Source organism: Lysinibacillus sp. FJAT-14745, assembly GCF_001275675.1.
In the GTDB taxonomy this organism is placed as follows: domain Bacteria; phylum Bacillota; class Bacilli; order Bacillales_A; family Planococcaceae; genus Lysinibacillus.
In genome coordinates this window covers 385,488-406,196 of record NZ_LITM01000005.1, presented here as the reverse complement: position 1 = coordinate 406,196, position 20,709 = coordinate 385,488, and the positions used below count along the sequence as shown (strand labels likewise).

The window sequence follows — 20,709 nt, the reverse complement described above, 5'->3', positions numbered from 1 at the left end:
ATGAAAACGGCTATAAAGCATGCATTTGCTTTGTAGCCGTTTTTTTGTATATTACTTGTAATTTTGATAAAGTAAATATATCGAATGAATATTCGAAAAAATATAGTTCGGTTGGAAATCTATTAAATGCCGGATAGACTTATTGACTGCTAGATATCTGAAAATGATAACGATATTTATGAAAAAAGAGAAGTTGAACAAAAAACTGAGGTGATAACAATGGAACTAGGCTTAAAGGGGAAAGTAGCGGTTATTACAGGTTCAAGTAAGGGAATTGGTTATTATACAGCGATGCAGCTTGTGAAAGAGGGCGCGAAGGTTGTACTTTGTGCTCGTGGTGAAAAACAGCTTCAAGTGGCCGCTGGCTGTATTAAAAACGAAACAGGCGAGGACGTTTTAATTGTACCGACTGATATTACTAAGGAAAAGGATTGTAAGTACTTAATTGAACGAGCAGTAGAGCATTTTGGTCGCCTTGATATTCTTATTAATAATGCAGGTACAGCCTCAGCTAATCCATTTGAATCGGTTAGTAGTGAGCTATGGCAGGCTGATTTAGATTTAAAAGTGTTTGGTGCTGTTAATTGCTCAAAATATGCTGTACCTCATTTACGTAAGGTTGGTGGTGGTGCAATTGTTAATGTGACAGCAGTAATGGCTAAAACGCCACCAGCAAGCTCACTTCCTACTACAGTAAGTCGTGCGGCAGGGCTTGCGTTAACAAAAGCTATGAGCAAAGACTTAGGTAAAGATAATATTCGTGTGAATTCTGTTTGTATTGGGCTTATTCGTAGTGATCAAATAGAGAAGAAGTGGAAAGAAGAAGCACCAGAGCTTTCGTGGGAAAATTATTCCCGCAAGGTAGGTCAAGCGATTCCACTTGGGCGCGTAGGGGATACTCAAGAAGCAGCAAATGTCATTACTTTTTTAGTATCAGATGCAGCTAGTTATGTGACAGGAACTTCTGTAAATATTGATGGCGGTTCAGGACATGCATTATAGTTAATATTTTTTGAGAAAAAATATTTAGTGGTATCTAAAAAAATGAATGTTGATCAGTTTTAGACAACCTCTTTATGTTATGGATAGAAAAAGGGTGGCTCAAAGTGTGTTTTGGAGTTAGCCTTTTTTTCTATTGTTTTCCTGAAATTATAATAGACAGAAAATTCCTACAGATGTAGAATAAACGTAATAGGGGGTGAAATGTGGCGAAATGTTGAACGAAAATTTTGCTGCGATGTTAAAGAGAGTTGTTCGTATTATTGTCCAGATTGGGATACTCAATATTTTTTATTATATGGGCGTCGGTATTGTAGCTTTACTACACGTACCTCTTCCAGGAAGTGTAATTGGATTACTATTATTAGCACTAGCACTCAATTTTAAAATAATTAAAGTAGAATATATTCAAGATGGTGCAGGCTTTTTAATTGGCGTATTAACCTTGTTTTTCATTCCTGCAACAGTAGGAGTGATTGACTACCCTGAACTTTTTTCAACAACTGGTCTATTGATTATGCTAGCCGTTATAGCAAGCACGCTCATCGCTATTTATGTTACAGGATTACTTAGTCAAATGGTTGAGAAAAAAGAGCTGGCTAAAAAAGAACCAGAAGTCATTGTAAAAGAAGGGGAGGGGAAATTAACTGTTGATTGAAATTATTGTTGTCGTTGGCACTGTTGTCTTGTTCGTGTTATTTACAAAACTTTATCAACGTTACCCACATCCTTTAATGATTCCGCTCGTGACAACAACGATTGTCAGTGCAGTCGTGTTATTAGTCTTTAATATTCCATATTCTACTTATATGGAGGGAGGGAAATGGCTTCAAAAAATGCTAGGTCCAGCAGTTGTAGCCCTTGCTTATCCTCTATATAATCAGCGTGAGATCATTATGAAGTATAAGTATGCTATTTTGTCTGGTATTTTTATCGCAATGATTACGGGCTTAGTGACAATATTTGTTATGCTGAAATGGATTGGTGTCAATAAAAGCTGGCTATTGACGGCCTTGCCTAAATCATTAACGACCCCTGTAGGTATGCAGGTAAGTGAGACAATTGGCGGCATTCCACCATTAACAGCTGTGCTTGTAATGCTGGCAGGGTTTGTAGGTGCTATTATTGGACCGTTAGTTATTAAATACGGCAAAATTGACTCTGCCGTTAGTAGAGGTGTTGCAATAGGTAGTGCTTCACATGGCGTTGGACTTGTGAAATTAAGAGAATACGGAGAACAAGAATTATCTGTAGGTTCGTTATCTATGGCCTTAACTGCAATTATAGGCGCATTTTTATGTCCGCTTTTTGTTTATTTATTTTTGTAAAAAAACTATATACAGAAATCTGTATATAGTTTTTTAACTTTTTTCGAAAATAATTTGAATGGTATGAGCAAGTCCAGTGAGGAGCATACCTTTATTTCGAACTTGTTCACCTGTGAAAAAATGGATAATTTCACAGGCGTGTTGATTAGGGAAAAATAAGTTTATTATTGAGCGATAAAAGGATTTTTTTCGTTACCACTTTGCCAATATATTTCCATTTTAACTGATTGTAGCGTAGGGCTACTCGACTCCCGCGGGAAAGCGATAGAGGAACGAAGGCTAAAACCATCACATCCTGTGATAACGCCTTCGTGACCAACATCGTGTTGGCCCGAGACCCTGCACGGAGCGAAGCGGCTCGACGCTCGCCCGCAGGAAAGCGAGTAGCCCGTAGCGGAAATCAGCCTCTTTGGATGTATAAAAATGGTTAATCAACACATCTAATAATTTTATAAGGTTGACACTATTTTAGAACATCTGATGGATCATATAAAAAAATCAAGCTGTCTTGGGCCACCCGAGGTGTAAGGTGGTTGATAAATTGAATAAAGTTCCATCATAATACGACCGCTAGATTTTACAGAATTTACAATCCGCTTAAAACTTCTTGTTGCTGTTCAACTGGAAAATGTCCAAACACCATAATAGCAGCATCAAACATTTCTACTGGTAGTTCATCTTGCAGTAAGTCAATAAGCTTTGTCTGAACTGTAACATTATGTTTTTCTGCCAGCTGTTCGGTTTTTTCAAGACCGCTTTCGGCATAATCAAAGGCAGTTACAATATGTCCCTGTATAGCTAAAAATACCGCATTTCGACCTTCACCTTCTGCGTATGTAGCCACATTCGGATAATCTTTCAAATAATGTACATAGTCTTCTATAAATGCATTTGGTTGCTCGCTATAAACATATTCTGCCGTTTTAAATCGTTGATCCCATGTGTTCTTTCCACCACATAAAGTATGATCTAGAATCGAATTTTTTGCTTAGTTTATGAAAGTAACTATTGTGAACTAGCAAATGATCACTTCTAGAATAAAGTGTAATAATCCAGTATTATTTCATCACAATCGGAAAAGTCTATTCATAAAACTGTTGGGGATTTTTTGTGAAGGCATTGGTGGCTTGTTTTTCCTATATTTGGTATGCTTTCTACTTGGTTTTATTATTAATCAACAAAAAGCTACCTCTCTTTGAGGTAGCTTTTTCATTAAATAATAGGTTTGCGTTCTTTGATGACGCGAATCGTTTTTAATGTTGTATCTTCTGGTCCTTGAACAGGTAAACCAGCTTCAATATTCATTTGAATATAACGAATATTTTCTTGAGTAATTATTTCCCCGGGAATAAAAATCGGAATACCTGGGGGATATACCATAACGAATTCTGCACAAATACAATTATCCGCTTCTGCAAGAGGAACAACTTCAGTATCTGCATAAAATGCATCACGTGGTGACATGGCAAGAGCAGGAATTCCCGGTACATTGACTACTGTTTCAATAATAGCAGCCTCTGAATCGAATGCTTTTGACATACGACTAAGGGCATTGATGAGGAGATTAATTTCCTTTTTCGTATCAGCTAATGTCACTAAACATAAAATATTGTAGAGATCCGATAATTCTACTTCAATATTTGCATTGTGACGAAGCCATTCTTCAGCTTGATGACCAGAAATGCCTAAATCTTTAACACTTATTAGTAGCTTTAAAGGATCCATATCATAAGTTGCTGATGAATTTAACTTTTCTTTACCAGCACATTTTAAATGTGGAATTAGGTTAATGCGTTTACGAGCATCCTTTGCCAAGCGAAGTGCATCACCAATTAAATCATAACCATGGATTGCTAGCTGACGTCGTGCTGTGTCAAGGGAAGCAAGTAATGGGTAAGATGTCGATGTCGTCGTTAGCATCGACAGGACAGCTTGTACACGTTTGGCAGAAACAAGCCCTTCACGAACATTTAAAATAGACGTTTGAGTCATAGAACCACCAAGCTTATGTACGCTTGTTGCTGCCATATCAGCCCCAGCTTCCATTGCGGAGTAAGGAAGATCATCATGAAATTTAATGTGTACACCATGTGCTTCGTCGACAACTACCGGAATATTGCGGCTATGGACTATTTCGACAATACGCTTTAAGTCAGCTGAGAAGCCGAAGTACGTTGGATTAATGACAAGAACTGCCTTTGTATCTGGATAAGCATTTAAAGCTTTTTCAACAGCTTCAGGTGAAATTCCATGAGAAATACCGTATTCACTATCTACTTCAGGATGAATGAAAATCGGGATTGCACCAGCGAAAACAATCGCCGACATAATGGATTTATGAACATTCCGCGGTACTAGAATCTTATCACCTGGACCGACGATGGTCAGAATCATCGTCATGATAGCGCCACTAGTCCCTTGAACGGAAAAGAATGTATGATCAGCACCAAAGGCTTTGGCAGCAAGTGCTTGTGCTTCTTTAATGGCGCCCTTTGGTGAATGTAAATCGTCTAGTGGAGCAATATTAATTAAATCAATTGACAAAACGTTGTCGCCGACGAATTCTCGAAATGCAGGATCCATACCGTGACCTTTCTTATGGCCCGGAATATGGAACTGAATTGGATGTCTATTTCGATGTTTAAGTAATACGTCGAACAATGGAGTCTCTAATTGTGACAACGAAGGTACCACCTCACTTTTTAATATTCAAGAAAACAAATGAATTATAGCACCTAATTGTATGAAAAAAAAGACTTTACAGAAAAAATAAAAATAAAAGGATTTTCGGACAATTTCGAGAAATTAGTATCGTAGGAAAGGGGAGATACTATGAATTGGAATACACGTGTGACAAATCTCTTAAATATTAAATACCCAATTATTCAAGGAGGGTTAGCCTATTTAGCATATGCTGATTTAGCAGCAGCGGTGTCGAATGCTGGGGGGCTAGGGCAAATAACTGCAATGAGTTTACGAGATCCTGGCTTATTGCGCGCAGAGATTCATAAAGTACGAACATTAACGGATAAACCGTTTGGCGTAAATTTTGCAATTGGTATGTATGGCACTGGTTATGAGGATATGGTGCGCGTTGCGGTGGAAGAAAAGGTACCAGTTGTTACAATGACTGGCGGGAATCCTGCACCTATTTTTGATATTTTGGAAGGAACGGATACTAAAAAATTAGTTCTTGTTGCTGCACGTAGACAAGCTCAAAAGGCGGAAGAACTAGGTGCAGATGCTGTTATGGTCGTTGGACAAGAGGGCGGAGGTCATCTTGGACGCGATGATATAGGGACGATGGTGCTTGTGCCACAGGTTGTGGATAGTGTGAAAATACCTGTTATTGCCTCCGGTGGGATTGGTGATGGCCGTGGCTGGATGGCAGCTCTTGCATTAGGAGCAGAGGGAATTGAAATGGGTACTCGTTTTATTGCGACAAAGGAATGTGTTGATGCTTCTGAGGCTTATAAAGAAGCCTTAATCGCAAGCACCGAGGCAGATACGACTGTTATAAAACGCTCTATAGGTGCACCAGCAAGAGCGTTGAGCAGTGAATTTACGGAAAAGATTTTAGAAATTGAGCGTACTACACCTACGTATGAGGCCTTAAAAGATTATATTAGCGGGAAAGCAAATAAACGTTTTATTTATGATGGCGAAAAAGATGAAGGGATTGGCTGGGCTGGACAAGTTACAGGAATGATTCATGATATCCCAACAGTCGAGGAGCTGATCACTCGAATGCTTGCAGAAGCAGAAAGTATCCGGGTAAAATGGTGTCAGTAACATAAAGGTGGTTATGTCCAATGGAATACTCTTATCCGTTTTCTACTGATTGGTCAACTGAGGAAATTGTTGATGTTGTCCAATTTTTTGAAGGAATTGAAAAAGCTTATGAAAAAGGCATTAAGCGTGAAGTAATGATGGCGAAATATCGTCGTTTTAAAGAAATTGTTCCTTCACAGGCCGAGGAAAAAACGATTTTCCGTGAATTTGAAGAAGCAAGTGGCTATGTCAGTTACCCTGTTGTGAAACAAACAAAAGAAGCAACTGATGGCACGATTATTAAAGTTGCACCAAAGCAACGTCGATAAAAAAGTGGACGTGAGTATTTCTCACGTCCACATTTTTTTATCTGATAGATTACACTATCTCTGTGTTAAAAATAAGCGTATTTCATATACTACATAAACATCGATTTATATAAAATTAAACATTTTTCCAGGCTTTTTTCGAAAAGCAAAGAAAAAATTTATAATTTCCTCAAACCCCCAATCCGCAACAAATTTTTATCATTTGATAGGGATAATAACGAAAATTTTCCACAATATATAAATATAAGGTTTTGTCATTGAAAATTGTTTTAGTTATTATGCCACAATGCTTGAAGCGTAATCCGTCAAACTTTATTTTCCAACAATGATGTTATAAATAGGGAGTAAACGGCTAAAAGTTTCTTCCGTTAATTGATGAAGTTGACTAGCTGATAGCTTAACTGCTTGGTCTTTTGGAATATGTCGACCTACTAAAAACTCTCCTTTTTTAACATCACGTAAACGGATAAGTAATTCATCTAGCTTGTCTTCCTTTGCATCTTGCATGGAGATTGCTGCTGGAGACATGTGATCCCCAGAGACAATGAAATCATCAGGAAGCTGCTGTAGCATTGCTTTGTTAGCAATTAAACGTTCTGCCATCACATTTTTTTGTGGAGCTTCATAAATAATAGCTAAGACGATGAATAAATGTGTGCTCCAAAGACCAATCTGAAAGTGAGGTAATGATTTATAACCTCTTTTGTACGGAGCGAAGGCTACCCAACTGTCATTTGGGGGATTTACTGTTCTACGCGCATGCTTCGCAACATGAGGAAAAAATTCTTCTCCAAGATGACTTGAAAAGAAGGAAGAAAAATCCTCTCCAAGCAATTGGAATTTTGGTCGTACACATACATTTAATGCATCCATTCTTTGTTCTAAACCGTCTATTTGAAAAACATTGAAATCTTTGTTAGTCCACTTTATTTTCGGCATTTTTATTAACTCCTTTCGATTTATAAGGTTTATTTTATAAGGAAAATGGGAAAAAATCTTATAACAAGCACTTTATCGAATGTGATACGTTTTGAAAAAATAAAAAAAGGAAGTGATTTTTATGAAACCAATCGTAAAAATTATACGTAAAGTCGACATTGAAAAGCAATATGAACACATTTTACAATTAGAATTAGATTATGAATTAGCCTCGCTATTCTCGGCAATGAATGAAAAAAATGAGCTTGAAATTGAAAAAAGTAAAAAACGTTTAGCTGAAATTCAACTGGAACTTGAAAGCTTGCACGCCTATGCGTAATAAAAATTTTATACCGATTTGAAAAATCACTTGCTGAATATTCCGACAGCAGGTGATTTTTATTGCTATAAAGGGTAAAATAGACAATATATCATAATGGAAAGTAATATTTTCAGGGAAGAATTATGTGCTACTTATTAACAAAAAAGTATTTTAAGTAGGCTAAAAGTATAGGGCCTTTTCTTATAATCGAAGGGTGGGTTTTTATGGATTTACAACAAATTGATCAATTTGCGAAAAGTATTATATTTGAAGCAGGAAGTCGTATTCGAGAGGCCTTTTCGTACAATCTAGTTATTGAGACAAAATCAAGTGCCAATGACCTTGTCACAAATATTGACCGTGAAACAGAATTATTTTTTATCGAAAAAATACGAGGTTTCGATCCAACTCACAAAATTTTAGGGGAAGAGGGAATGGGAGAGAAAGTAGAGTCGTTAGAAGGTGTTGTATGGATTATTGATCCAATCGACGGCACGATGAATTTTGTGAAACAACATCGTCATTTTATGATTTCTATCGGTATTTTCATTAATGGGGTAGGCAAGCTTGGTTACATATTTGATGTAATGCGTGAAGATTTATTTTATGCGATTGCAGGCGAAGGGGCATGGTACAATGACTCACCATTACGTAAATTGCAGTCAGTCAAAATAGAGGAATCGGTCATTGGTATAAACGCACACTGGGTAGCACCAAATCGACATATTCACCATGAAAAAGTAATTGAAATGGTTCGGAAAATACGTGGAACGCGGTCATATGGTTCAGCCGCAATGGAAATAGCGTTTGTTGTCAGTGGTAAATTAGATGCTTATGTATCGATGCGACTATCGCCATGGGATATTGCTGGAGGTACTATTATCGCTAAGGAAGTTGGCGCCATCACCACTAATTTACATGGAGAGGGCTTTGATTTCCTGCATCAGGATACGTTTATCATTGCCAATCCTTCTATACACAAAGAGTTATTAGAAAAATATCTTGTGCCTTATGAATAATAAAGAGGCTGGGACATAACTAATTTGTCCTTTATGAAAGACGGATAATTTTTAAATTAACAAAGAATATAAACAGAAAACCCGAACTATTACAAAACACAGAATAAGCGTTTCGTGATATAGTTCGGGTTTATCATTGGCTAAAATCCTTTTGTCCCAGCCTCTACTTACTATTAAAGTAATCCTTGCTCACGCAGTTTACGTTTCATTTTAAAGGCTGTCATGAAAATGACACAAGTAGCCACAATGCCTGCTATTATACCAAATACACTACCAACTGCCACTGAATATCCAATAGAACACATTGCTAAAACAGCTGCTAATGCATAAATGGCCATTACGAATTTTGCACGATTCATAGCCGAGCCTCCTATATTAAAAATTTATAATGGAAATATATTTTTTTAGAACGATGTAAATTCTAATAAGGACATTTCTATCCTTCTTGTGCTATAATATCACAGTTAAACATTCGAAAAAAGAATATGGAGTGGAATAATGACAAACTTACGTCAAGATCTTCGCAATATCGCAATTATCGCACACGTTGACCATGGTAAAACTACTTTAGTCGACCAATTATTAAAACAATCGGGTACATTCCGTTCAAACGAACATGTTGAAGAACGTGCAATGGACTCTAATGATATTGAACGTGAACGTGGTATTACAATTTTAGCGAAAAATACTGCAGTAAATTATAACGGAACTCGTATCAACATCCTTGATACGCCTGGACACGCCGACTTTGGTGGTGAGGTAGAACGTATTTTAAAAATGGTAGATGGCGTTTTACTAGTTGTCGATGCGTATGAAGGTTGTATGCCGCAAACACGCTTCGTACTGAAAAAAGCGTTAGAACAAAAATTAACACCAATTGTGGTTGTTAATAAAGTAGATAAGGACTCAGCTCGTCCACTAGAAGTAGTAGATGAAGTATTAGAATTATTCATCGAGCTTGGTGCCGATGACGATCAATTAGACTTCCCTGTTGTTTATGCTTCTGGGGTAAATGGTACTGCTTCACTTGATGCAGATCCAGCGAAACAAGAAGAAAACATGCAATGTCTATTTGAAAAAGTAATCGAAGCTATTCCAGCACCAGTTGACAATTCAGCTGACCCATTACAATTCCAAGTAGCTTTACTTGACTATAATGATTACGTAGGTCGTATCGGTATCGGTCGTGTATTCCGCGGTACAATCGAAGTAGGTCAACAAGTAGCACTTATGAAATTAGATGGAACTGTAAAACAATTCCGTGTTACAAAAATCTTTGGCTTCTTCGGCTTAAAACGTGAAGAAATCCAATCAGCAAAAGCTGGTGATTTAATTGCCGTTTCAGGTATGGAAGACATCAACGTTGGTGAAACTGTGTGTCCTGTTGAACACCAAGAAGCTTTAACACCGTTACGCATTGATGAACCGACTTTACAAATGACTTTCTTAGTAAACAATTCACCATTCGCAGGTCGTGAAGGTAAATTTGTAACAGCACGTAAAGTAGAGGAGCGCTTACGTTCTCAACTTCAAACCGACGTTTCTTTACGCGTTGAAGATACAGATTCTCCAGATGCTTGGACTGTTTCTGGTCGCGGAGAGCTTCACTTATCTATCCTTATTGAAAATATGCGTCGTGAAGGCTTTGAGCTACAAGTATCAAAACCACAAGTAATCATTCGTGAAGTTGATGGCGTAAAATGTGAGCCATTTGAGCGTGTACAAATTGACGTTCCAGAAGAAAATGTTGGTTCAATTATCGAATCAATTGGTACTCGTAAAGGTGAAATGTTAGATATGGTGAACAATGGTAATGGCCAAGTTCGTTTAACATTCTTAGTACCTGCACGTGGTTTAATTGGTTATACAACTGAATTCATGTCAATGACTAAAGGTTTCGGTATTATCAACCATACTTTCGATTGCTACCAACCATATATTCCAGGTCGTATCGGTGGTCGTCACCAAGGTGTACTTGTGTCAATGGAAACTGGTAAATCGACAACTTATGGTATGATGCAAGTAGAGGACCGTGGTACACTATTTGTAGAACCAGGTACTGAAATTTATGAAGGTATGATTGTTGGTGAAAATACACGTGATAATGATATCACTGTAAACATTACAAAAATGAAGCAAAAAACGAATGTTCGTTCTGCGACAAAAGATGCGACAAATGTAATTAAAAAGCCGCGTTTATTAACACTAGAAGAAGCATTAGAATTTTTAACTGATGATGAGTACCTAGAAATCACGCCAGAATCTATTCGCCTTCGTAAACAAATTCTAGACAAAAACGAACGTGAGAAAGCAGCGAAAAAATTAAAAAACGCTGACAAATAATTTTTTGCTTCCATGAAAGGAAGAGGAGTCTTGGCTATTAAGTCCGCTTTATTGGGTCAACTGAATTTTATTCAAGTTGCTGCACAGACAAATGCAGAAGAAACAGCAGATGCCTATGAAAAAATGGCAGGGATTACGCGTTTTTTATATGAAAACTTACCTACCAAAGAAATGGCAGGTTATGTTCTGTTTGCTCTAGTGTTTTTGCTCTCTGCACTTGTTTATAAACTAGGCTTTGCAAAGAAATTAAAACTAGCACAAAATATTGTTATTTATATTTTCCTGTTCTTAGGATGTACTTTATTAACATTTTTTGCGTTATATCTTCCTATGGTTGAAGGTCTTATTGTAGCGGCATTAATTTTGATCATCTATAAAACACGTTTATGGCGTGAAAAAAGAGAAGAGCAACAAGCTGCTAATCAGTGAAATAACTTTACCTTAATAGAAACAGTCTTAGCTTTGAATAGCTAAGGCTGTTTTTTTGTTTCTTTCTTTAAAAAGAAGGTGATAAATGCCTGACAAGCTTCACATTGTGCTAGTAAAAGTGACGGAAAGAAGAGTTAATGTGACAGATACAGCGTCAAACCAACACTTGTGGTAGAACAATTTTAAAAGTTAGGCACCGAAATCTTCCGATATGAATAAGTTAATGTCGATAGGCTTATATTCATCAATCAAGGAGGAAATGGAATGCGTTGGCTTAAAAAAGGTTTACTATTTAGTGTTGTTGCTTTGTTACTCCTTTCTTTGACAGCGTGTAATAAAACGGAGCTTGAAAAAGTCAAAGTTGGAGAAGTGACGCGCTCAATTTTCTATGCGCCCCAGTATGTAGCACTTGAAAAAGGATATTTCATGGATGAAGGGCTTTCCGTTGAGCTACAAACAATTGCAGGTGGCGATAAGACAATGACGGCGTTACTTTCTGATGGAATTGATATCGCCTTAGTTGGATCGGAAACATCTATCTATGTAACACTACAAGGCGCAAATGACCCTATTCAAAATTTTGCGCAGTTAACACAAACAGATGGCACATTTTTAGTTGCGCGAAAAAAGATGGATAATTTTTCGTGGGATCAGTTAAAAGGCTCTACATTTTTAGGGCAACGTAAAGGTGGAATGCCACAAATGGCAGGTGAGTTTGTCCTGAAAAAGCATGGCATTAACCCTGCTAATGATTTAAAGCTCATTCAAAACATTGATTTTGCTAATATTTCTACAGCCTTTGCTTCTGGAACAGGGGACTATGTACAGCTATTTGAACCAACAGCGAGCATGCTTGAGAAAGAAGGTAAGGGCTATATTGTCGCGTCGTTTGGTACTGAATCTGGGCAATTACCTTATACATCGTTTATGGCGAAGAGCAGTTATTTAAAGGACAAAGCGAAGACAGTTCAAGGCTTTACAAATGCATTGAAACGAGCACAGGATTTTGTGCAAAAAGCGAGTCCGGCCGAAATAGCGAAAATTATTCAGCCATACTTTGAAAATGTAGATGTTGGATTAATTGAAACTGTGGTAGAGCATTATAAATCACAGGGTTCCTATGCTACAGATCCTATTTTGAATAAGGGAGAATGGGATAATTTGCAAACGATTATGGAGGAAGCAGGTGAACTTCCTCAACGGGTGGATTATGAAAAGCTTGTGAATACAACCTTTGCTAAAAAGGCAACTGAGTAATATGGAATTTTTAAAAGTAGAAAATATTCACCATAGCTATTTTTCGAATACGCAGGCAAAGGAAGTTTTACGTGATATTAGTTTAGATATTCGTGAAGGTGAGTTTGTATCTTTTATAGGACCGAGCGGATGTGGGAAAACGACGTTATTATCAATTATTGCAGGCTTATTTTCGTCTACAGAAGGCAAGGTATACATTGATGGTGAGGAAATTTCAACACACAATCAGTCTCTCATAGGCTACATGCTTCAGCAAGATTATTTATTTCCTTGGAAAACCATCGAAGAAAATGTCACTATAGGTCTGAAAATCATGGAGCGAAGCACTAAAACTCATAAAGTAACTGCACATGCACTTTTGCGAGAAATTGGTTTACCGCATGTAGGGAACAACTATCCGAGAGAGTTATCAGGTGGCATGCGTCAACGGGTTGCACTGGCAAGAACTTTAGCAGTGGACCCTAAAATTTTATTGCTAGATGAACCGTTTTCGGCACTTGATTATCAGTCTAAATTAAAACTTGAGGATTTGGTTGTTGAAACGTTAAAGGCCTATCGAAAAACGGCAGTTCTTGTGACACATGATATTGGTGAAGCGATTGCGATGAGTGAACGGGTATTTCTATTCTCTGCAAATCCAGGTACATTGCATAGAGTGTTTGAAATACCTTCAGAGTTACAAGAGCTTTCACCTTTTGATGTTCGACAACATCCAGCATATTCAGATATATTCCAAACTATTTGGAAGGAGCTGGAGAGTCTTGGATAATACATTATTTAAACAGTATCAGCAAATGTTAAAAAAAGAAAAACGCTATGTGCGATTATATCAGCTGATCATCTTACTCGTATTTTTTTGTGGGTGGGAGCTTCTTTCGAGATTTGGATGGATTGACCGATTAATATTTAGTTCACCAACGAATGTATGGCACACATTAGTAGAAAAAGTGAGTGATGGTACGTTAACACTTCACGTTGGTGTTACTTTAATGGAAACGATAATTGGCTTTATTGCAGGAACACTAATAGGTACATTAATAGCAATAGTATTATGGTGGTCACCGATGCTATCAAAAATACTAGATCCATATTTAGTTATCTTAAACGCCATGCCGAAAGTTGCTTTAGGACCCATATTAATAGTCGCACTTGGTCCTGGTTATTTTTCTATTGTAGCGATGGGTGCGTTGATTTCAATCATTATTACAACTATCGTAGTGTATACAGCTTTCAAAGGGGTGGACCCAAACTACAGCAAAGTATTACAAACTTTTGGGGCAACCAGATGGCAAATATTTAGAGAAGTTATTTTACCCGCTTCATTTCCAACGATTATTTCTACTTTGAAAGTAAATGTAGGTCTTTCTTGGGTAGGTGTCATAGTTGGTGAATTTTTAGTTGCCTCCAAAGGGCTTGGTTATTTAATTATTTATGGCTTTCAGGTGTTTAATTTTAATCTTGTGCTTATGTCACTTCTCATCATCGCCTTTTTTGCGACGATTATGTATCAGGTTGTCGAATTGATTGAGAAGGCGATTGTAAAAAATAATGGCTAGACGGTTAAAGGAGGTGTCTCAAACAATGAGTCACCTCCTTCAAGTTGATAATATTCCGATAAAAACTGAAATTGTTCCGATAAAACGAGATATTATTCCGATAAAAGCTAAAATTTTTCCGATAAAATGAGATTTTGTTCCGATAAATCATGGTGAGTAGCCTGAACGATAAAGGAGGTGTCTCAAATGATGAGTCACCTCCTTTAGTTGCTATTAAAATTCTTTATCCATTTGTGGTGAAGTACGATAAAAACGGAAATTTCCTGTTTCAATGCGTGCAACAGTATTTTCTTCAATACGATCATGGCATGTACCACACATATACGTATGAATTGGTCGATTGCGTAATTTTTTTGCTAACGGTAAATTATCATCTAAATTGTTAATTGTATCGCAAATAACGCATTTTACGCGCATTGCTTTCCCTCCTATTCAGCACGAATAGCTAATATATTTTTGATAGGGTTGTCTACATTTGAACCGTCTCTAAATAGCACATGAACAGGACCATCTTCTAGTAATGGCTTGCCATCTTGGCTATACTTTAAAATTAATGTATGAGCTTCTTCGATTGTAAATGGATATTCTTTGCCATCTTCACATTCAATGACAATTGTTGTTGCTTCAGGTTTAATTTCAGCATTTTTCAAGAAGGGACTTAATTCGATCCCGAAAGTACCTGTTTCCATCCCTTTGCGGTCAAATTTTCGTTCTGATTTCAATGTTGGTGGGAAAGTAGCTCCTTCCATAATCTCACGTGACCAGTGAGCACCTACTTCACGCATATATTTAATATCCGAATCTTCCTCAACTTCTTTTGCATCGAAGTATGTTTTTAAATCTAATTTACGATCATCGAAAATCCAAACAGTGGGATCTAATGTTAGTTGGAATGTAACTGCGCCCTTGATAGGAATTATTGTTTCCATAATAGAAATCCTCCTCAAATCTTGTATATCCATGAAATAGTATAACGCTAATGACTAGATATAATAAAGAAATATAATTCGATTTCTCTATTTTCCAATGTAGACACTTGCATTTTTAACGACTAAAAGATAAACTTTATTAAGATAGAATCGAAGAAATATCAGATAATGGGGGCGTCCTCATGGATACTAAATCACAAACTTCTTTTCAAGAGAAGGCTTTGGAGCTTTTAGTTGCTGATGCAGATAAAATTGCTCGCCTCATTCGAGTACAAATGGATCATTTAACAATGCCACAATGCCCTTTATATGAAGAAGTATTAGATACACAAATGTTCGGCCTTTCACGTGAAATTGACTTTGCTGTGAAGCTTGGACTCATTGATCGCGAAAAAGGCAAAGAAATTCTCGATTCACTCGAGAAAGAACTTTCTGTACTACATGACGCGTATACAGACAAATAAAAAGAAAAAACTCAAACGCAATTTGCGATTTGAGTTTTTTTTCTAGAATGAGGTTTTCCGATGAAACAATACTTAAAACGTTATGCACAAAATTTTGATTATCCATTATTTTTTACTGTTCTATTATTAAGCTTATTTGGGTTAGTAATGATTTATAGTTCAAGTATGATGGTAGCGATTCAAAAAGGATTTGAACCAGATAACTATTATCAGAAGCAAGTAATCAATTTGATTGTAGCTTTTCTTGGGTTTTTAGTAGCGGCATTTTTCCCGTATAAGCATTATGCGAATAAAAAAGTTATGTTGTTAATGACAGCTGTGCTAGTTGTCCTTTTTACTTGGGTAAAAGTTGCTGGTAATGGTGGTCAAGTAGGAATAGGGTCTAAAAGTTGGATTCACGTCCCTGGTTTTGGGAACTTTCAGCCTTCTGAATATGCGAAGCTATTTATAATTTTATATTTTGCTGCAGCTTTTTATCGGAAAGGACAGAAATATACGCTTGAAAAGCTACAACCGACAGAAATATTTTATCCTATATTACTCTGGATTTTTGTTGTTGCTTGTGTAGCATTTGAAACCGATTTGGGAGCAAGTATTATTCTTTGTGGAATTGCTGTTAGTGTTGTAGCAGCGAGTGGCATACCATTTAAAACATTTTGGAAGTTTTTTGGGGTGTTGGGCGCGTTTGGTGGAATTATCCTTGGTATACTATTTTTGTTTAAAGGGGATATGTTAACGGATAACCGTATGGGCCGTATTAAATCATACATGAACCCGTTTAATTATGAAAGTGGTAGTGGTCACCAGGTTGTTAATAGTTATTATGCCATTGGCGGAGGCGGTTTAGAGGGAAGAGGTCTCGGTCAGTCGATTCAAAAATTGGGGTATTTGCCTGAACCACAAACCGATTTTATTATGGCGATTATTATGGAGGAACTAGGAATTTGGGGAGTTCTTATCGTTTTAGGTGGTTTAGGATTTATTGTATATAAAGGATTTTCGCTTGCATTACGCACGAAAGATCCGCTAGCACGTATGATTGCGGCTGGTATTGCGAGCTGGATAGGCTGGCAAACGTTCATTAATCTTGGGGGTGTAACTGGGTTAATCCCGTTAACCGGTGTAACGTTACCTTTTATTAGCTATGGCGGGACATCTATAATTATTCTATCTTTAGCGATGGGAATATTGATCAATGTTTCTATGTTTGAAAAGATAGAAAGGAGAAAGACACAATCATAAAGGGGGATATCCATGGAATCAATCAAAAAAATTCTCGTAGCCAACCGAGGAGAAATTGCAATTCGTATTTTCCGTGCATGTACGGAATTGAATATCCAAACTGTGGCCATTTATTCGCGGGAGGACAGCGGGTCGTTCCATCGCTTTAAAGCAGATGAGGCCTATTTAGTGGGAGCTGGCAAAAAACCAATTGATGCTTATTTAGATATTGAGGGCATTATTAGGATTGCCAAGGATGCTAATGTTGATGCGATTCATCCGGGTTATGGTTTTTTATCGGAAAACGTAGAATTTGCACGTCGATGTGAAGAAGAGGGGATTGTCTTCATTGGGCCGACTTCCCAGCATTTAGATATGTTTGGAGACAAGGTGAAGGCGCGTGAACAAGCAATTGCTGCAGGTATTCCTGTTATTCCTGGTACAGATGGTCCGGTAGCTAATTTAGCAGAGGTAAAGGCTTTTGCTAGCGCACATAACTATCCAATTATGATTAAGGCAGCACTAGGCGGCGGTGGTCGTGGAATGCGTCTTGTTCATACAGAAGAGGAGTTAGCTTCCTCCTATGAACGTGCAAAATCAGAGGCGAAGGCAGCATTTGGCTCTGATGAGGTGTATGTAGAAAAGGCCATTATTAAGCCGAAGCATATAGAAGTCCAAATTATTGGCGATCAACAGGGCAATATCATTCATCTATATGAACGTGATTGCTCGATTCAACGTCGTCATCAAAAGGTTGTTGAAATCGCACCATCTAATTCGATTTCGGAAGATTTAAGAAGTCGAATTTGCGATGCGGCGGTTCAATTAATGAACAATGTCTCATACATAAATGCAGGGACAGTAGAATTTTTAGTTGCTGGCGATGATTTTTATTTCATCGAAGTCAACCCTCGTATTCAAGTAGAGCATACGATTACTGAAATGATTACGGGTGTTGATATTGTGCACGCCCAAATTAAAGTGGCAGCAGGTTACGGTCTGCATAGTGAGGAAATCCACATTCCACAACAGGCGGATGTTCCAATGATCGGCTATGCGATTCAAGCACGTGTCACAACGGAAGACCCAGCTAATGACTTTATGCCAGATACAGGGAAGCTTATGGTGTACCGTTCAAGCGGAGGCTTCGGCGTTCGTTTAGATGCCGGTAATGGCTTCCAAGGGGCTGTAGTAACACCGTACTATGATTCATTACTGGTGAAAATTTCAACAACAGGAATGACGTTTAAAGAAGCCGCAGCAAAAATGGATCGGAATTTAAAAGAGTTCCGTATTCGTGGGGTGAAAACGAATATTCCATTTTTAAATAATGTCGTAACACACGAGAAATTTTTAACGGGTGCATTTGATACAAGCTTTATCGATACAACACCTGAACTATTTATTTTCCCTGTGCGCAAGGACCGTGGGACAAAGCTCTTAAGTTATATTGGTAATGTGACGCTAAATGGCTTCCCTGGAGTAGAGCAGAAGGCGAAACCAATTTTTGTACAGCCGAGCATCCCAAAAGTCGATAAATTAATCATTCCTCCAGCAGGGACAAAGCAAATTTTAGATGCCCAAGGAGCAGACGGGCTTGTGAAATGGATTCAAGAGCAAGAGGATGTGCTATTAACGGATACAACTTTCCGAGATGCGCACCAATCACTTCTTGCGACACGTGTACGTTCACAGGATATGTTCGAAATTGCAGACGCAACAGCGCGCACGATGCATGATTTCTTCTCACTCGAAATGTGGGGTGGCGCGACGTTTGATGTGGCGTATCGTTTCTTAAAAGAAGATCCATGGGAGCGACTTGCCAAGTTACGTGAACAAGTACCGAATGTGCTATTCCAAATGTTATTACGCGGTGCGAATGCAGTTGGCTACACAAATTACCCAGACAATTTAATTCGTGAGTTTATCGCTGAATCAGCGGCATCAGGCATTGATGTTTTCCGTATTTTCGATAGCTTGAATTGGCTTAAAGGCATGGAAGTAGCCATTGATGCTGCACGTCAATCTGGTAAAATTGCTGAAGCTGCGATCTGTTACACAGGAGATATTTTTGATGCAACAAGAGCAAAATATTCAGTTCAATACTACAAGGAAATGGCGAAGGAGCTAGAGGCAGCGGGTGCCCATATTTTAGCGATAAAAGATATGGCTGGATTATTGAAGCCGGAAGCAGCGTATCGTTTAATTTCCGAGTTAAAAGAGACGACAAGTCTACCAATCCATCTGCATACGCACGATACAAGTGGCAATGGTATTTATTTATATGCCAAGGCGATCGAGGCAGGAGTGGATATCATTGATACGGCGCTCGGTTCGATGGCAGGTTTAACGTCGCAGCCAAGTGCAAACTCCCTGTACTATGCAATGAAGGGCAGTAAGCGTGAGGTTCGTGCCGATATCGATGCGCTCGAAAAGTTATCATACTACTGGGAAGATGTACGTAAGTATTATAAGGATTTTGAAAGCGGCATGATAAGCCCACATTCTGAAATTTATGTCCACGAGATGCCAGGAGGCCAATATAGTAACTTGCAGCAGCAAGCCAAAGCAGTGGGTCTTGGAGACAGATGGGAAGAAGTGAAGCACATGTATTCCCGCGTAAACCTTCTATTTGGCGATATTGTCAAAGTAACCCCATCTTCGAAAGTAGTCGGGGATATGGCGTTATTTATGGTGCAAAACGATTTAGATGAAAATTCTGTACTGACAAGAGGTCAAACTATCGACTTCCCAGATTCTGTGATTGAGTTCTTCCAAGGCTATTTAGGACAACCGCATGGTGGCTTCCCAGAGGCACTCCAAAAGGTAGTGTTAAAGGACCGTGAAGCAATTACGGTACGTCCCGGCGAGCTACTGGAGCCTGTGAATTTTGAGCAACTAGAGGCGATACTAGAGGAAAAATTAAATCGTCCCGTGACGAAGCAGGATGTGCTAGCGTTTGCTTTGTATCCGAAAGTGTTTGAAGAGTATGTAAAAACAGTGAACTCCTTCGGCAATATTTCGGTATTAGATACGCCAACATTCCTTTACGGCTTAAAACTAGGCGAAGAAATCGAAGTCGAGATTGAAAAAGGAAAAACACTGATTGTTAAACTTGTTTCCATTGGCGAACCACAGCATGATGGTACGCGTGTTATTTATTTTGAACTAAACGGTCAATCCCGTGAACTAGTGATTCAAGATATGACTGTTGAAGTAGATGGCAGTCTGGCATTAAAAGCAGATCCAAGCAACCCAAATCAAATTGGAGCAACGATGCCAGGTACGGTTTTAAAGGTAGTCGTATCCAAAGGAAGCCCTGTAAAACGAGGGGATCACTTATTAATTACCGAAGCGATGAAAATGGAAACAACCGTCCAAGCACCGAAAGACGGCGTCGTGAAAGAAGTATACGCTAGTGCGGGTGACGCCATTTCAACAGGTGATTTGTTAATTGAAATTGAATAATCGATAAAAAAGAAGGTTATTAGATGGCTTTTATAGCATACTAATAACCTTTTTTATTTTGCTATATTGGCTCTTCACCATAATGTAGGGTTGATTTCCGTTCCGGCTGGGCGCGTCCGATGAGCCAATTGGGGTAAAAGGATGTTGATCACGAAAGAGTCGTTCAGCCTCCACTCCAATCAACTTATATACATAGTATACGTTTTAACATATGACATTGCTAACTTATGGTGTTGAATCTATTAATTTACTATTTTACAATAATTAACTTATCGATTTTTTAACATATTAAAATAGAAGGGTTTGAAAAAATAAAAAAGATTCGCCATTGAAAATTGTAGCGAATCTTTTTCTAC

The 20,709-nt window shown here is 38.1% G+C and carries 21 protein-coding genes; 15 read left to right on the top strand and 6 right to left on the bottom strand.

The features are described 5' to 3' along the window. Positions 1–219: 219 nt before the first annotated feature. From AMS59_RS09275 to AMS59_RS09265, 3 genes are all read left to right on the top strand, one after another. Positions 220–1,002: an SDR family NAD(P)-dependent oxidoreductase gene (locus AMS59_RS09275; RefSeq protein WP_053483450.1), complete on the top strand. Its 783-nt coding sequence runs from the start codon at positions 220–222 to the stop codon at positions 1,000–1,002. Positions 1,003–1,213: 211 nt separating this feature from the next. Further along, complete coding sequence (locus AMS59_RS09270) at positions 1,214–1,657, top strand: CidA/LrgA family protein (RefSeq protein WP_053483449.1); 444 nt, start codon at positions 1,214–1,216, stop codon at positions 1,655–1,657. Next, positions 1,650–2,327, top strand: coding sequence for an LrgB family protein (locus AMS59_RS09265; protein WP_053483448.1), 678 nt, complete (start codon positions 1,650–1,652; stop codon positions 2,325–2,327). The genes AMS59_RS09270 and AMS59_RS09265 overlap by 8 nt, the downstream gene beginning before the upstream one ends. Before the next feature lie 586 nt (positions 2,328–2,913). On the opposite strand, the gene AMS59_RS09260 is transcribed toward AMS59_RS09265, so the two are convergent. Then, the gene (locus AMS59_RS09260; protein WP_199777702.1) at positions 2,914–3,171 is read right to left on the bottom strand and encodes a methyltransferase domain-containing protein; all 258 of its coding nucleotides are present in this window, start codon (positions 3,169–3,171) and stop codon (positions 2,914–2,916) included. 368 nt (positions 3,172–3,539) lie between these two features. Further along, on the bottom strand, positions 3,540–5,009 hold the full coding sequence (locus AMS59_RS09255) for an aminotransferase class I/II-fold pyridoxal phosphate-dependent enzyme (RefSeq protein WP_053483446.1): 1,470 nt from the start codon (positions 5,007–5,009) through the stop codon (positions 3,540–3,542). A gap of 150 nt (positions 5,010–5,159) precedes the next feature. On the opposite strand from AMS59_RS09255, the gene AMS59_RS09250 reads away from it, so the two are divergent. Continuing rightward, positions 5,160–6,119, top strand: coding sequence for a nitronate monooxygenase family protein (locus AMS59_RS09250; RefSeq protein ID WP_053483445.1), 960 nt, complete (start codon positions 5,160–5,162; stop codon positions 6,117–6,119). Between the two features lie 20 nt (positions 6,120–6,139). After that, positions 6,140–6,427 (top strand): UPF0223 family protein, encoded by a 288-nt coding sequence (locus AMS59_RS09245; RefSeq protein WP_053483444.1) that lies wholly within the window; start codon positions 6,140–6,142, stop codon positions 6,425–6,427. Positions 6,428–6,739: 312 nt separating this feature from the next. Here the strand turns inward: AMS59_RS09245 and AMS59_RS09240 are convergent, their stop codons facing one another. Then, positions 6,740–7,366 (bottom strand): YktB family protein, encoded by a 627-nt coding sequence (locus tag AMS59_RS09240; protein WP_053483443.1) that lies wholly within the window; start codon positions 7,364–7,366, stop codon positions 6,740–6,742. 121 nt (positions 7,367–7,487) lie between these two features. On the opposite strand from AMS59_RS09240, the gene AMS59_RS09235 reads away from it, so the two are divergent. Both AMS59_RS09235 and AMS59_RS09230 read left to right on the top strand, forming a co-directional pair. Beyond that, complete coding sequence (locus AMS59_RS09235; RefSeq protein WP_053483442.1) at positions 7,488–7,685, top strand: hypothetical protein; 198 nt, start codon at positions 7,488–7,490, stop codon at positions 7,683–7,685. Positions 7,686–7,891: 206 nt separating this feature from the next. Beyond that, positions 7,892–8,686 carry an inositol monophosphatase family protein gene (locus AMS59_RS09230; RefSeq protein WP_053483441.1) on the top strand — a complete coding sequence of 265 codons (795 nt, stop codon included), beginning with the start codon at positions 7,892–7,894 and terminating at the stop codon, positions 8,684–8,686. A 173-nt stretch (positions 8,687–8,859) separates the two neighbouring features. On the opposite strand, the gene AMS59_RS09225 is transcribed toward AMS59_RS09230, so the two are convergent. Next, positions 8,860–9,045: a DUF5325 family protein gene (locus AMS59_RS09225; protein ID WP_053483440.1), complete on the bottom strand. Its 186-nt coding sequence runs from the start codon at positions 9,043–9,045 to the stop codon at positions 8,860–8,862. Positions 9,046–9,184: 139 nt separating this feature from the next. Here AMS59_RS09225 and typA point away from each other — a divergent pair, with 139 nt between their 5' ends. From typA to AMS59_RS09200, 5 genes are all read left to right on the top strand, one after another. After that, the gene (gene typA, locus AMS59_RS09220; protein ID WP_053483439.1) at positions 9,185–11,029 is read left to right on the top strand and encodes a translational GTPase TypA; all 1,845 of its coding nucleotides are present in this window, start codon (positions 9,185–9,187) and stop codon (positions 11,027–11,029) included. Positions 11,030–11,059: 30 nt separating this feature from the next. Beyond that, positions 11,060–11,458, top strand: coding sequence for a YlaH-like family protein (locus AMS59_RS09215; protein ID WP_082337438.1), 399 nt, complete (start codon positions 11,060–11,062; stop codon positions 11,456–11,458). A gap of 264 nt (positions 11,459–11,722) precedes the next feature. Next, entirely contained in the window at positions 11,723–12,715 is a 993-nt protein-coding gene (locus AMS59_RS09210; protein WP_053483437.1) for an ABC transporter substrate-binding protein, read from the top strand. Position 12,716: 1 nt separating this feature from the next. Then, complete coding sequence (locus tag AMS59_RS09205) at positions 12,717–13,484, top strand: ABC transporter ATP-binding protein (protein ID WP_053483436.1); 768 nt, start codon at positions 12,717–12,719, stop codon at positions 13,482–13,484. Continuing rightward, positions 13,477–14,271 (top strand): ABC transporter permease, encoded by a 795-nt coding sequence (locus AMS59_RS09200; protein ID WP_053483435.1) that lies wholly within the window; start codon positions 13,477–13,479, stop codon positions 14,269–14,271. Before AMS59_RS09205 ends, AMS59_RS09200 begins: the two co-directional genes overlap by 8 nt. A gap of 213 nt (positions 14,272–14,484) precedes the next feature. Here AMS59_RS09200 and AMS59_RS09195 read toward each other — a convergent pair whose 3' ends face one another. After that, the gene (locus AMS59_RS09195; RefSeq protein WP_053483434.1) at positions 14,485–14,688 is read right to left on the bottom strand and encodes a YlaI family protein; all 204 of its coding nucleotides are present in this window, start codon (positions 14,686–14,688) and stop codon (positions 14,485–14,487) included. An 11-nt stretch (positions 14,689–14,699) separates the two neighbouring features. Further along, a complete protein-coding gene (locus AMS59_RS09190) occupies positions 14,700–15,200 on the bottom strand; it encodes a hypothetical protein (protein WP_053483433.1) in 501 nt (166 codons plus the stop codon). A gap of 182 nt (positions 15,201–15,382) precedes the next feature. Between AMS59_RS09190 and AMS59_RS09185 the strand changes: the two genes are divergently transcribed. Genes AMS59_RS09185 through pyc form a run of 3 tightly spaced genes read left to right on the top strand, consistent with a single transcriptional unit; the run spans position 15,383 to position 20,353 of the window. Then, entirely contained in the window at positions 15,383–15,664 is a 282-nt protein-coding gene (locus tag AMS59_RS09185; protein ID WP_053483432.1) for a YlaN family protein, read from the top strand. Positions 15,665–15,724: 60 nt separating this feature from the next. Beyond that, positions 15,725–16,906: an FtsW/RodA/SpoVE family cell cycle protein gene (locus tag AMS59_RS09180; RefSeq protein WP_053483431.1), complete on the top strand. Its 1,182-nt coding sequence runs from the start codon at positions 15,725–15,727 to the stop codon at positions 16,904–16,906. Between the two features lie 12 nt (positions 16,907–16,918). Beyond that, a complete protein-coding gene (gene pyc / locus AMS59_RS09175) occupies positions 16,919–20,353 on the top strand; it encodes a pyruvate carboxylase (protein WP_053483430.1) in 3,435 nt (1,144 codons plus the stop codon). Positions 20,354–20,709: the final 356 nt, after the last annotated feature.

Bases quoted from the DNA above. Each gene is read 5' to 3' on its own strand.
- AMS59_RS09270 (WP_053483449.1), top strand. From the start codon at position 1,214: ATGTTGAACGAAAATTTTGCTGCGATGTTAAAGAGAGTTGTTCGTATT.
- AMS59_RS09195 (WP_053483434.1), bottom strand. From the start codon at position 14,688: ATGCGCGTAAAATGCGTTATTTGCGATACAATTAACAATTTAGATGAT.
- AMS59_RS09225 (WP_053483440.1), bottom strand. From the start codon at position 9,045: ATGAATCGTGCAAAATTCGTAATGGCCATTTATGCATTAGCAGCTGTT.
- AMS59_RS09190 (WP_053483433.1), bottom strand. From the start codon at position 15,200: ATGGAAACAATAATTCCTATCAAGGGCGCAGTTACATTCCAACTAACA.
- typA (WP_053483439.1), top strand. From the start codon at position 9,185: ATGACAAACTTACGTCAAGATCTTCGCAATATCGCAATTATCGCACAC.
- AMS59_RS09250 (WP_053483445.1), top strand. From the start codon at position 5,160: ATGAATTGGAATACACGTGTGACAAATCTCTTAAATATTAAATACCCA.
- AMS59_RS09180 (WP_053483431.1), top strand. From the start codon at position 15,725: ATGAAACAATACTTAAAACGTTATGCACAAAATTTTGATTATCCATTA.
- AMS59_RS09240 (WP_053483443.1), bottom strand. From the start codon at position 7,366: ATGCCGAAAATAAAGTGGACTAACAAAGATTTCAATGTTTTTCAAATA.
- AMS59_RS09230 (WP_053483441.1), top strand. From the start codon at position 7,892: ATGGATTTACAACAAATTGATCAATTTGCGAAAAGTATTATATTTGAA.
- AMS59_RS09235 (WP_053483442.1), top strand. From the start codon at position 7,488: ATGAAACCAATCGTAAAAATTATACGTAAAGTCGACATTGAAAAGCAA.
- AMS59_RS09275 (WP_053483450.1), top strand. From the start codon at position 220: ATGGAACTAGGCTTAAAGGGGAAAGTAGCGGTTATTACAGGTTCAAGT.
- AMS59_RS09185 (WP_053483432.1), top strand. From the start codon at position 15,383: ATGGATACTAAATCACAAACTTCTTTTCAAGAGAAGGCTTTGGAGCTT.
- pyc (WP_053483430.1), top strand. From the start codon at position 16,919: ATGGAATCAATCAAAAAAATTCTCGTAGCCAACCGAGGAGAAATTGCA.
- AMS59_RS09210 (WP_053483437.1), top strand. From the start codon at position 11,723: ATGCGTTGGCTTAAAAAAGGTTTACTATTTAGTGTTGTTGCTTTGTTA.
- AMS59_RS09245 (WP_053483444.1), top strand. From the start codon at position 6,140: ATGGAATACTCTTATCCGTTTTCTACTGATTGGTCAACTGAGGAAATT.
- AMS59_RS09205 (WP_053483436.1), top strand. From the start codon at position 12,717: ATGGAATTTTTAAAAGTAGAAAATATTCACCATAGCTATTTTTCGAAT.